Below are 12292 nucleotides of genomic sequence, written 5' to 3'. Positions count from 1 at the left end.
TTATAAGGGGAATGGAGTTTTTACAACATGAGCATGGATAATACGACTATACGAAGTCTTTTTAATTATATACTAAGGTACGATGTTAGAGTGTACCAAACTTTGATAGAAAAATATGAATACGATAAAATTCCCGTTTCTACGAGTGGATTTATTAATTTCACAATCGGGTACACAAACGCGAGCAACACGGCGCAAAATTTTCGTGAAATGATGCATCTGGGATTAGTTAGACAAGTAGGTAGAGGTAAATACGTTCCTGTATATCCGATTTTAAACGTTGAATACAGAGACCAAGATTATTATTTAAATGGTGAGAAAGTACCAAGTTCCTATGAAAAGAAAAGAAAAATTACGATTTAATGGGGAGAGAATAATTCGTGGAGCTAATCAGTGAATATATAATGTCAATAGGAGTGCCAGTGAAATATGTGTCTGGCGGATTAGTGAGTGAATTTGGAAACGGAAATGTGCGACTGAAATATGATGCAGAAAATGTTTACATTGGTGGAGTGATAATCTCCATTGAAAACATCACAGAGGTTAAACGAAATGAAAGTATGATTTATATTAAATTCGAGAATGAAAGAAGACCAATAATTAATCACATGAAATTAATAGTTAATGATAATGATGATTACATTGATTACATTGATGGTCTAATAGTTTCTATTCAAATGGATAACGCTCTATAAAAACAAGATTTTATAAAGAAGAAGAGGAGAGATGGCTATAGCAATTTACATAACAGGTGATATTTACGGTTCGATAAGTTGTGGAGAGCGTTTCGAAGAAATGAATTTCATGAAAAGTAAATATATTACAAAAGATAACTATGTTATCGTTGTAGGCGATTTTGGTCTCTTGTGACGGAAGGTACAGATCTAAAATTTTAATCGAACATTCTCATATATTTTTAGTGTTTTTTTAGGAGGCATCAGTCTCGTATATGTAATTAGACCTAAAAGCAGTTTACAACAAATGCTGAGATTTGGCGAGATGTGGAAATGACTGATAGAGGTTATTACAAACGATAATAACCTCATTTTAATTGATTAACATAATTCAATAAAGTAATATAGTATATAACAATTACTATATTTTTGTGTAGGGTGGAGGTTTCGATTTGAAAGCTGTATTTTATGCAAGAGTTTCAACAGATAGTGAAGATCAATTGAACAGCCTTAGTAATCAGCTTGACTTTTTTGATAATTACATTAAAGAAGAAGGATACGAAAAAGCTGACAGCGGGATTCTATTTAGAAAGAATAATACTTTTCAAGTTCTCTCGGGTGGCTATGCGGATGAAGGAATAAGTGGTAAGTCATTAAAGAAGCGTGAAGCATTTAAATTAATGATTCAGGATGCTATGGCTAAAAAGTTTAATTTGATAATAACTAAAAGTGTGGCTAGGTTCGGTAGGTCTGTCGAAGATACCGCTAAAACAATTAAGGATTTGAAGGAAGTAGGTGTAGGGGTATATTTTTTAGATTTAAAAATCAATTCTCTTGATAACTCCAAAGAGTTTATGATTAATCTCTTCTCTTCGTTAGCGCAGGAAGACTCCAATAATAAATCATACATTATTCAATTTGGAATAAGAAAAGCTCAACAAGCAGGAAAATTCACAGGTCATGCTCCTTATGGATACGAAATTAATAATGGTTATTTAGTTATTAATGAAACAGAAGCAGAAGTTGTTAAAGTAATTTACAATAAATATTATTATGAGAGTTGTGGTACAGGGAAGATCGTTAGATATCTTAATGAGAAGCAGATACCCACAAAAAAAGGGGTTAAATGGAGTCAAATTCAAGTGTCTAGGATTTTAGATAATACAATATATAAAGGGCTTCAAATACAACACATGAACCAGACGATTGATATTAATCGTGATATTCAGATTGCCATTCCTGAAGAGGATTGGATTAAACAACAAAAAGATGAATTAATTATTATCGAACCCAGTTTATTTGACTTAGTACAGTTCGAGAAGCAAAAAAGATTAGAGCAATTTGGTCATATATCATACCAAGAAAACAAATACATTGATGAGGATGGAAATGTTAAAGTTTTTAAAGCAAGAAGAATAGAGCGTTCAACAGGTAGACATAGTAATCAACATGTTTTTTCTAATTTACTTTATTGCCATAATTGTAAGTCATCCCTTAAAAGGAAGAAGCGAAAGGCTTTTGTCAGAAAAGATGGCACAAGTAAAGAATTAGGTTATGAGTGGAGTTGTGCTGCAAATGATATGTACGGCAGTGCCAAGTGTAAACATAGAAATTCTTTTACGGAAGAATATTTGCTGACATTCATTAAAGATGAAGTTATTAAGTTTAAGAAAGAGAAGCATGAAGTAACTCTGGATAATTATATTTTTACTTACATCAAAAATGACAATGAAGCAGAAGACAAATTAAATATTGAAATGCAAATAGTGAAATTGAACAATAGGTCGAAGCTTATTTTGGAATTATTAAGTGAGGGGCTAATTGATAAAGAAGAGTTTACTTTGAGGAATAAGGAAGTTAAGGATGAATTAAGAGTAGCTAAAAATGATCTCGACAGATTAATGACTTTCGAAGTGAAAATCCAAGAGACAAAACTGAAGTATAATCAATTTATTAATTTCATTCAAAACTTTGATGAAAACAATATTACAAATTCAAACTTGCGCAAAATAATAAATAACATAAATGCTTATACTTTTGACATTCCAATTGATCACCCAGAAATTGATCCAAATAACCCGAAAATCTTATTCATTGAGTGGAGCTTCTTGGATAAAGTGGAATCACAGATATATGAAGATATGGCTCAGAAGGAAATAAGGAAATTTAATTCCGAGCATGGGTTTGAAGAAAACCTGGACGAATCCCTGCCATACACACCCCTTTTATAACATTTCCCGGTGAGATCGTATGATGCGGCGAGCGGAAAGGTGCTTGCGTAATCAAGCCGTGGGTACTATCGAGCAGCTTGCCTGCTACGCTATAAATTTTGGTTACCTCAAGCGCTTCTTGTTCATTCAGCAGCGGCAGAATACCGGGTAGACGCCGGATCATCATCGTTTTCCCCGTCCCTGGGGGGCCGCTTAGAAGAATATTATGTTTGCCGGATGCAGCGATGAGCATGGCTCGCTTGGCCTGATGCTGACCGATGACATCGCCATAGTCGCCTATTTCATCCTGCCTATCCTTTGTTATTTTAGTTTGCATAACTCCAAACGCAGATTCATTCCCCTGGGCGACCCGAATGTGATCCCAGCCTTCTTGTTTCTTTTTGAGTAAATCCAGCTCGTTCAAATGATTCAGCGCATAAAGCTCCATGTCCGATATCCATGCGGCTTCATTTACGTTGCCGCTAGGCAATAAAACACGCTTTTGGCCGAGCCGCTTCGCTTGTTCAATCATGGCTAATACGCCCGCAACAGGCCGAACGCTCCCGTTGAGAGAGAGTTCTCCAATAAGGAGTGTGTTCTCGAAGGGCATTGCGCTTATTTGTCCGCTAGCGGTCAAGATGCCGGCAGCAATGGCTAAATCAAACGATGTACCCTCTTTGCGCAGGTCTGCGGGAGCAAGGTTAACCGTTATTCGGTCCATAGGGAAGGTAAAACCGCTGTTCTTCAGCGCAGCCCTTACACGTTCGACCGATTCGCGCACAGCGGGATCAGGCAAACCGACAATGCTGATTTGCGGCAATCCGCTCGAAATATCAACTTCAACCGATATGCTTTTGCCGTCTACTCCATAAACGCTTGCACTTTGAATAACACTGAACATAACAAAAAGCACCCCCATGTATGAGAATGAAGGTGCTTCCTTACGATTCTGATCCGTATTTATGAATTTGCCAATATCATAGAATAGTTCCCTTCTAGATGTCAATATTTTAAAAAAATCGGGTACAAAAACAGCCAATGGGTCATACTAGATGGCGTAGTTACCGGACCCTTAAATGCCAGTATCCATCAGGTTTTATTTATTTAATCTCAAATTGAGATGAAACCCATATCAAAAAAGCCGTATTTATTATGAATGAAAATAAGGTAACGGATGGGGAAAGGTGCTACAATAATAGAGGTTTGTGTACATATGACTGATTTCAGTCTGTGAAATGGAGGATTTCAACAATGAATATCCATGAGTATCAAGGGAAAGCGGTCCTTAAACAGTATGGTGTCGTCGTGCCAGAAGGTAAAGTAGCCTTCTCCGTAGACGAAGCTGTTGAAGCGGCTAAAGCGCTCGGAACACCGGTAGTTGTCGTGAAGGCACAAATTCACGCAGGCGGCCGTGGTAAAGCGGGCGGAGTTAAAGTAGCAAAAAGCATCGACGAAGTGCGCGCTTACGCTGGTGAGATTTTAGGCAAAGTGCTCGTTACCCATCAAACGGGTCCGGAAGGCAAAGAAGTTAAACGTCTTCTGATCGAGCAAGGCTGCGACATCAAAAAAGAATATTATATCGGCGTTGTATTGGACCGCGGTACGGGTCGTGTCGTTATAATGGCTTCGGAAGAGGGCGGCACTGAGATTGAAGAAGTGGCTGAGCACTCCCCGGAGAAAATTTTCAAAGAGATCGTTGACCCAGCCGTAGGCTTGCAAGCTTTCCAAGCTCGCAAATTGGCATACGCAATCAACATCCCTAACGAGCTTGTCAACAAAACGGTTAAATTCATGATTTCTCTTTACACGGCTTTCGTTGAGAAAGACGCTTCTATCGCAGAAATCAATCCGCTTGTCGTAACTGGCGACGGACAAGTTATTGCGCTTGACGCGAAACTTAATTTCGATTCCAATGCGCTGTACCGCCACAAAGATATCGTTGAGCTGCGCGATTTGGAAGAGGAAGATGCAAAAGAAATCGAAGCATCCAAATTTGACCTTAGCTACATTGCGCTTGACGGCAACATTGGTTGCTTGGTTAACGGTGCAGGCCTTGCGATGGCGACAATGGATATTATCAAATATTACGGCGGCGACCCTGCCAACTTCCTAGACGTAGGGGGCGGTGCGACAGCCGAGAAGGTAACGGAAGCATTCAAAATCATCTTGTCTGATGAAAAGGTTAAAGGTATTTTCGTTAACATTTTCGGCGGCATTATGCGTTGCGACGTTATTGCTAACGGCGTTGTCGAAGCAGCGAAGCAAGTCGGTCTTGACCGTCCGCTCGTTGTTCGTCTAGAAGGTACTAACGTAGACCTCGGCAAAAACATTTTGAAAGAATCGGGATTGAACATCGTGGCTGCGGATTCCATGGCGGACGGCGCGCAGAAGATTGTCGCTCTCGTGAAATAAGATAACTTGCTGTGTGGCTAATGCCGCATACGAATTCATTCAGGGGATGTGAGTTAAGAGTGAGCATTTTGGTCAATAAAGATACAAAAGTCATTACCCAAGGGATTACAGGCGCTACTGGCTTGTTCCATACAAAAGGCGGACTGGAATACGGTACGCAAATGGTTGGCGGCGTAACACCTGGCAAGGGTGGCACGAACGTTGACATTACACTTGATAACGGCACGCTCGTATCATTGCCTGTATTTAATACAGTCGCTCAAGCGAAAGCCGCTACAGGCGCTAACGCTTCCGTTATCTATGTTCCGCCAGCATTTGCTGCTGATGCGATCATGGAAGCTGTAGATGCTGAGCTTGATCTTGTCATTTGTATTACTGAAGGCATCCCGGTGCTTGATATGGTTAAAGTAAAACGTTACATGGACGGCAGCAAAACCGTTCTTATCGGACCAAACTGCCCAGGCGTTATTACGCCGGATGAGTGCAAAATCGGCATCATGCCGGGTTACATTCATACAGCAGGTCACGTAGGCGTTATTTCTCGCTCAGGAACATTGACTTATGAAGCGGTTCATCAGTTGACGACTCGCGGCATTGGTCAATCTTCTGCAGTAGGGATCGGCGGCGACCCGGTTAAAGGTTCCGAGTTCATTGATATCTTGAATCTTTTCAACGAAGATCCAGATACCTATGCGGTAATCATGATCGGCGAAATCGGCGGTACAGCGGAAGAAGAAGCGGCTGAGTGGATTAAAGCGAACATGAAAAAACCGGTTGTCGGCTTCATCGGCGGCGCTACAGCGCCTCCAGGCAAACGGATGGGACATGCTGGCGCAATCATTTCAGGCGGTAAAGGTACAGCTGCCGAAAAAATCGCAACGCTTGAAGCTTGCGGCATTAAAGTAGCTCCGACACCTTCCGAGATGGGTTCAACGCTTGTTAGTGTTCTTGAAGAGCAAGGCTTGCTCCAAAAATGTATTACACGTAAATAATCGAATCGTACGATATAAGGTAAGCAACCTTTCAACCACCCGTAAACGGGAGTTGGAAGGTTGCTTTTTTATTTATCCGTTGTCTTTATTTTAGCGGTTGACTTGCAATCTTATGCCGTGTAACGCACAATAGATAAGAATGCAGGCCAGCCCGAATGAAAAAGGGGTTGGATCAAATGATTCAAAATCAAGATATTCGCAGACAAATGATCATTGCCTTTCATGAAATTCCGGGTATTGGATGGCATGCGATTCAGAAAGCCGTTCAGCATCAATTTTGGAATAAACGATCATGGAGCATAGAAGATTTACTAGCAATAGGTTTACAGCGGGGTCAAGCGAAAGCGGCAGCGGAGCGTTATGCCGAGCGGCCTTGGATATTGACAGAAGATCCATCCGAAGCGGTCGCAAAGGCGAATGCCGTTGCTTTGACGCCCTATGATTCCGACTATCCCAAAATATTAAGAGAAATCGCTCAGCCGCCATGGGTTTTATATGCTAGAGGCAGATTGGAGCTGCTGCAAAGACCGGCAATCGCGGTTGTAGGCACAAGAGTGCCGACGGCGTATGGCAGGCAATCGGCAGCAGCATTTGCCCAAGAGCTTTCTCATGCGGGCTTAACCGTCGTAAGCGGCCTTGCAAGAGGGGTGGACAGCAAAGCCCATGAAGCTGCGCTGAATGGCGCGGGAGGGACGATTGCCGTTCTTCCGACCCCAATCGATAAATGTTATCCGCCTGAGAATCTATCATTATTCCATAAAATTGCAGAGCAAGGCTTACTCGTCTCTGAAACTCCGATTGGAACGCCGCTGCACCCGGGACAGTTTCCTCAGCGAAACCGCATCATCGCGGCACTAACGGTCGGAACAATCGTAGTGGAAGGCGCGACAAGAAGCGGGTCACTTATAACAGCGCAGCATGCTTCGGAAATGTCTAGGGAATTGTTCGCGATTCCCGGCCCGATCTCATCTCCGAAGAGCGAGGGGCCGAATGAACTGATTAAACGGGGCGAAGCGAAGCTGATAACGGGCATCAACGACATAATTGATGAACTGAGTTGGCTGCCGGCTGCGCTTGAGGCATACAAGGAAGCGGAAAAAACAAGCGTAACGAACCCAGTGGAAGTTGAAGCGCCATTATCCGCCGAAGAAAGTAAATTGATCGCTTTTTTAAGAGATCAGCCATTATCCATTAATGAACTGCATGAGCTCTCAGCCATGCCGTTTGGACATTTGAACGCACTTCTGCTAAATTTATGTATAAAACGAAAAATTGAATTGCAGCCCGGATCAATATATATTGCTTTATAGCTTGCAATGGAGAGAGGAGGCGCCTTACATGGCAGATTCATTAGTTATCGTCGAATCACCTGCAAAAGCCAAAACGATAGGGAAATACCTAGGCAGCAAATATATCGTTAAAGCTTCAATGGGACATATTCGCGATTTGCCCAAAAGCCAGATCGGCGTCGAGGTTGAAAACGATTTTAATCCGAAATACATAACGATACGCGGTAAAGGCAGCATCCTCAAGGAATTAAAGGATGCCAGCAAAAAAGTAAAACATGTCTTTCTGGCAGCCGATCCGGATCGCGAAGGAGAAGCGATTGCTTGGCATTTGGCTCACTACCTGGAACTGGATGAAACGGATACTTGCCGCGTTGTTTTTAATGAGATAACGAAGCAGGCGGTAAAGGACGCATTCAAAACCCCGCGGAAAATCAATATGGATTTGGTCAATGCGCAGCAGGCGAGACGTATCTTGGACCGTCTGGTGGGCTACAAAATAAGCCCGCTGCTGTGGAAGAAAGTAAAAAAGGGGTTGTCTGCAGGTCGGGTTCAATCGGTAGCGGTTAAGCTCATTATTGACCGCGAAAATGAAATTGACGCATTCGTTCCCGAGGAATATTGGTCGATTACGGCGAAGCTTAGTCATTCAGGCATCCCTTTCGATGCCAAATACTATTCGGTGGGCGGCGATAAACGGGAGCTTGGCAAGGAAGCTGACGTACAGGAAGTACTAAGCGCGATGAAAGGCAGCCAGTTTACCGTCTCTGACGTTCGGGAGAAGGAGCGCCTCCGCAACCCGGCGCCGCCATTCATTACAAGCTCCCTGCAGCAGGAAGCGGCTAGGAAGCTCGGCTTCCGGGCTTCAAAGACGATGTCTGTCGCACAGCAGTTGTATGAAGGTGTAGAGCTGGGCAAAGAAGGTACGGTCGGTTTGATTACTTATATGAGAACCGACTCGACTCGCATATCTCCAATCGCGCAAGAGGAAGCCAAAGAGTATATCACGGAAAAGTACGGTGCGTCCTTTGTGCCTGAACAGCCAAGAATTTATACGAAGAAAAACAGCAACGCTCAGGATGCGCATGAAGCGATACGGCCGACTTCCATTTTAAGGGACCCGGAATCCATGAAACCGTTTTTGAGCCGCGATCAACTTCGTCTATACAAGCTGGTTTGGGAACGTTTCGTGTCCAGCCAGATGCAATCTGCGGTGCTCGATACGATGACGGTTGATTTGCAGGCAGGCGATACGATTTTTAGAGCAACGGGATCTAAAGTCAAGTTTGCAGGGTTTATGAAGGTTTACGTGGAAGGCAACGATGACGGAACAGTGGAAGAACATAAGTTTTTGCCGCCTCTGGCATCAGGGGATGTAATCAGCTCGGAATCGATAGATCCCAAGCAGCATTTCACCCAGCCGCCGCCGCGGTTTACGGAAGCAAGGTTAGTCAAGACGCTCGAAGAGCTCGGTATAGGAAGGCCAAGTACGTACGCGCCTACACTCGAAACGATTCAGAAGCGCGGCTACATTGCCATGGAAGAGAAAAAATTCATGCCTACCGAGCTTGGCGATTTAGTCATTCAGTTAATGGAAGAGTTTTTCCCTGAAATACTGGATGCTGAATTTACGGCGAACATGGAAGGAAATCTTGACCATGTGGAAGAAGGCACGGAAGACTGGGTAAAGGTTCTTGCGAATTTTTATGAATCCTTCGAGAAACGGCTGGAAGTGGCCGAGGATGAAATGAAGGAAATTGAGATACAAGACGAAGTATCTGATGAGATTTGCGAAAAATGCGGACGCCATTTGGTTTACAAAATGGGACGTTTCGGTAAATTCCTGGCATGCTCGGGCTTTCCGGATTGCCGAAACACCAAGCCAATCGTCAAAGATATTGGGGTTACCTGCCCGAAATGCGCAGAAGGAAAAATCATAGAGCGGCGCAGTAAAAAAGGGCGCATTTTCTATGGCTGCGACCAATATCCCGGCTGCGATTACGTATCTTGGGACAAACCGACAAACAAACCTTGTCCGCAATGCGAGGAGTCTAAGCTCGTGGAAAAGCGGAACCGCAGCGGCGTGAAACTGCTTTGTCCGACTTGCGACTATTCGGAAGAGGTGCTTGATGAAGACGAGCAGGGTACGGATACCGACTAAGCAATCGCATAAGCACCCTCAGATATATCGTAATCTATAAAAACGCAACGAACCCGTCCTCCCTTTAACCAGGGGGGACACCGTTGTTAAACGGGCAAGTTAATTTTACGGATATGCTTTTAAAACGAGGAAGTAATCAGCTGAATAGCTGCAGAAGTTGAGATTTATGCTTGCGGCTTGTTACAATAGGATATATAAGTATGGGCTCGATAACTCGATATCATCTACTATGGTGGATACATAAACAGATCTGCTGTAAATAGCTGCTGTTACGCAATTAGAGTTTCCTCGCTATCAAAGGACTAATCTCAATTTCAGGCCTTGAGAAAAGCATCATTCTGCTTTTGAGAGCAATGGACTGTGACAAATAATCAGAAATGATTAAATTAACAATCTATTCGCTCTATGATTAAAGCGTGTCCCAGAGGGACGAAAGCGTTCCATGCACCAACCAAACATCTAAGCGTCTCTTTAACATGCAACATGTTACGGATTCAGGTGTCCAGAGGGCAGCGCCCTTGAGGCACTCCCTAGGAAGGGAGGGTTTGGGTGGGTTCGGAAGCTATACCAACAAAGTGAATTATATTTTGAAAGGATTGAACTTATTTTGTCACAACCACAAAAAGTAACCGTCATCGGAGCAGGATTAGCAGGAAGCGAGGCCGCTTGGCAAATTGCATCGCAAGGAGTCCCTGTCGTTTTATACGAGATGCGTCCCGTCACAAAAACGCCTGCTCATCATACGAATCAATTTGCGGAGCTCGTGTGCAGCAACAGCTTGCGTGCTAACGGGCTCGCGAACGCCGTTGGCGTATTAAAAGAAGAAATGCGCCAGCTTGATTCCCTTATTTTAAGCTGCGCCGATCAGCATGCCGTACCTGCCGGGGGAGCGTTGGCGGTTGACCGTGACGGTTTTTCGGGCGAAGTTACGCGCAGGCTGCATGATCATCCGTTAGTTGAGGTGCGCAACGAGGAAGTAACGGAAATTCCTAAGGACGGAATCGTGGTTATTGCGACAGGCCCGCTTACAGCTCCAGGCTTATCCTCCCAAATTCAAGAGCTGCTAGGCGAGGAGTATTTCTATTTCTATGATGCAGCAGCTCCAATTGTTGAAAAAGACTCGATTGATATGAATAAGGTGTATTTGGCTTCTCGGTATGATAAAGGGGAGGCTGCGTATCTTAACTGTCCGATGACGGAAGAAGAGTTCGAAATCTTCCATGAAGCGTTAACTACGGCCGAAAAAGCGGAAGTGAAGGATTTTGAGAAAGAAGTGTACTTTGAGGGCTGTATGCCAATCGAGGTTATGGCAAGCAGAGGCAAGCAAACCGTATTATTTGGACCGATGAAGCCGGTTGGCCTTATTAATCCGCATACGGGAAAACTTCCGCACGCTGTGATCCAGCTGCGCCAAGATAATGCTGCAGGCACGTTATACAATCTCGTAGGCTTCCAAACGCATCTCAAATGGGGCGAGCAAAAACGCGTATTTTCTTTAATTCCCGGTTTGGAAAATGCGGAGTTCGTTCGGTTCGGCGTGATGCATCGGAATACATTTATTAATTCGCCGCGGCTCCTAAAACCTACTTACCAGCTTAATAATCGCGATACGCTTTTCTTTGCCGGCCAAATGACCGGTGTCGAAGGGTATGTGGAGTCTGCTGCTTCTGGTATGATTGCCGGTATTAACGCAGCAAGATTGGCTCGCGGACTTGAACCGGTCGTGCTGCCCGAGCACACGACGCTCGGCAGCATGGCACATTATATTACAACAGCGGATTTCAAGCATTTCCAGCCTATGAATGCCAATTTCGGCCTGTTCCCGCCGCTTGAGAAAAGAATGAAAAGCAAAAAAGAAAAAAATGAAATGATTGCAAATCGCGCGCTTGAAGGCATCGAACAATTTAAAAGGGAACATATGCAGTAATAATTCGTAGTGAAGGCATGGCAATCTATTTTCAATATGGAACCTAGAGGAGGCATTGCAATGGAAATGCAATTTCACGCTACTACGATCTGCGCCGTGCGTCATGAAGGCAAGGGCGCTATTGCCGGGGACGGTCAGGTAACTTTCGGGAACAGCATGGTCATGAAAAATTCCGCGAAGAAAGTAAGAAGGCTTTATCGCGGTCAAGTCATCGCAGGATTCGCGGGCTCTGTTGCAGATGCGATTACATTGTTCGAAAAGTTTGAGGCTAAGCTGGAGGAGCATCACGGCAATTTGCAAAGATCTGCCGTTGAGCTTGCGAAGGAGTGGCGCTCTGACCGCGTGCTGCGCCGACTTGAAGCCATGATGCTCGTCATGGACAAAACGGGTCTGCTGCTTATCTCAGGAAATGGCGAGATCATCGAGCCGGATGACGGGGTACTGGCAATCGGTTCAGGCGGGAGTTTTGCTTTATCGGCCGCACGTGCTCTGCAAAGACATGCGCCTCAAATGGCAGCAAGCGATATTGCGCGTTCATCACTCGAGATTGCCGCAGAAATATGCGTATTCACTAATCATAATATTATTGTTGAAGAAATCGAATAAAATAAACGATGCGGCTTAGAATGG

The 12292-nt window shown here is 44.0% G+C and carries 10 protein-coding genes; 9 read left to right on the top strand and 1 reads right to left on the bottom strand.

Going from position 1 to position 12292, the window contains the following annotated elements:
- Window positions 1-27: 27 nt before the first annotated feature.
- The 3 genes from MRBLPE1_RS01280 to MRBLPE1_RS01270 all read left to right on the top strand — a co-directional run bounded on the left by MRBLPE1_RS01280 (window position 28) and on the right by MRBLPE1_RS01270 (window position 2905).
- Complete coding sequence (locus MRBLPE1_RS01280) at window positions 28-363, top strand: hypothetical protein (protein WP_364140539.1); 336 nt, start codon at window positions 28-30, stop codon at window positions 361-363.
- Between the two features lie 17 nt (window positions 364-380).
- Window positions 381-695, top strand: a complete 315-nt coding sequence (locus MRBLPE1_RS01275) for a hypothetical protein (protein WP_364140536.1) — start codon at window positions 381-383, stop codon at window positions 693-695.
- A gap of 431 nt (window positions 696-1126) precedes the next feature.
- Window positions 1127-2905, top strand: coding sequence for a recombinase family protein (locus tag MRBLPE1_RS01270; protein WP_364140533.1), 1779 nt, complete (start codon window positions 1127-1129; stop codon window positions 2903-2905).
- Here the strand turns inward: MRBLPE1_RS01270 and MRBLPE1_RS01265 are convergent.
- Window positions 2841-3785: a YifB family Mg chelatase-like AAA ATPase gene (locus tag MRBLPE1_RS01265; protein ID WP_364140530.1), complete on the bottom strand. Its 945-nt coding sequence runs from the start codon at window positions 3783-3785 to the stop codon at window positions 2841-2843. The genes MRBLPE1_RS01270 and MRBLPE1_RS01265 overlap by 65 nt on opposite strands.
- A 350-nt stretch (window positions 3786-4135) precedes the next feature.
- Here MRBLPE1_RS01265 and sucC point away from each other — a divergent pair, with 350 nt between their 5' ends.
- From sucC to hslV, 6 genes are all read left to right on the top strand, one after another.
- Window positions 4136-5296: an ADP-forming succinate--CoA ligase subunit beta gene (gene sucC, locus MRBLPE1_RS01260; protein ID WP_169083093.1), complete on the top strand. Its 1161-nt coding sequence runs from the start codon at window positions 4136-4138 to the stop codon at window positions 5294-5296.
- A gap of 59 nt (window positions 5297-5355) precedes the next feature.
- Window positions 5356-6288 (top strand): succinate--CoA ligase subunit alpha, encoded by a 933-nt coding sequence (gene sucD, locus MRBLPE1_RS01255; RefSeq protein WP_364140528.1) that lies wholly within the window; start codon window positions 5356-5358, stop codon window positions 6286-6288.
- A gap of 176 nt (window positions 6289-6464) precedes the next feature.
- On the top strand, window positions 6465-7598 hold the full coding sequence (dprA, locus tag MRBLPE1_RS01250; protein WP_364140527.1) for a DNA-processing protein DprA: 1134 nt from the start codon (window positions 6465-6467) through the stop codon (window positions 7596-7598).
- Between the two features lie 28 nt (window positions 7599-7626).
- Window positions 7627-9735 carry a type I DNA topoisomerase gene (topA, locus tag MRBLPE1_RS01245; protein ID WP_364140524.1) on the top strand — a complete coding sequence of 703 codons (2109 nt, stop codon included), beginning with the start codon at window positions 7627-7629 and terminating at the stop codon, window positions 9733-9735.
- Between the two features lie 607 nt (window positions 9736-10342).
- Window positions 10343-11662, top strand: coding sequence for an FADH(2)-oxidizing methylenetetrahydrofolate--tRNA-(uracil(54)-C(5))-methyltransferase TrmFO (trmFO, locus tag MRBLPE1_RS01240; RefSeq protein WP_364140522.1), 1320 nt, complete (start codon window positions 10343-10345; stop codon window positions 11660-11662).
- 60 nt (window positions 11663-11722) lie between these two features.
- On the top strand, window positions 11723-12268 hold the full coding sequence (gene hslV, locus MRBLPE1_RS01235) for an ATP-dependent protease subunit HslV (protein WP_364140519.1): 546 nt from the start codon (window positions 11723-11725) through the stop codon (window positions 12266-12268).
- Window positions 12269-12292 lie beyond the last annotated feature (24 nt).

Source organism: Paenibacillus sp. LPE1-1-1.1, from assembly GCF_040676435.1.
Taxonomy (GTDB): Bacteria; Bacillota; Bacilli; order Paenibacillales; family Paenibacillaceae; genus Pristimantibacillus.
The sequence above is the reverse complement of the archived record's forward strand: the minus strand, read 5'-3'. Positions and strand labels throughout refer to the sequence as shown.

What these genes read in the sequence shown, in the direction of transcription:
- MRBLPE1_RS01280 (WP_364140539.1), top strand. Translation starts at nt 28, where the DNA reads ATGAGCATGGATAATACGACTATACGAAGTCTTTTTAATTATATACTA.
- MRBLPE1_RS01265 (WP_364140530.1), bottom strand. Translation starts at nt 3,785, where the DNA reads ATGTTCAGTGTTATTCAAAGTGCAAGCGTTTATGGAGTAGACGGCAAA.
- sucC (WP_169083093.1), top strand. Translation starts at nt 4,136, where the DNA reads ATGAATATCCATGAGTATCAAGGGAAAGCGGTCCTTAAACAGTATGGT.
- dprA (WP_364140527.1), top strand. Translation starts at nt 6,465, where the DNA reads ATGATTCAAAATCAAGATATTCGCAGACAAATGATCATTGCCTTTCAT.
- topA (WP_364140524.1), top strand. Translation starts at nt 7,627, where the DNA reads ATGGCAGATTCATTAGTTATCGTCGAATCACCTGCAAAAGCCAAAACG.
- hslV (WP_364140519.1), top strand. Translation starts at nt 11,723, where the DNA reads ATGGAAATGCAATTTCACGCTACTACGATCTGCGCCGTGCGTCATGAA.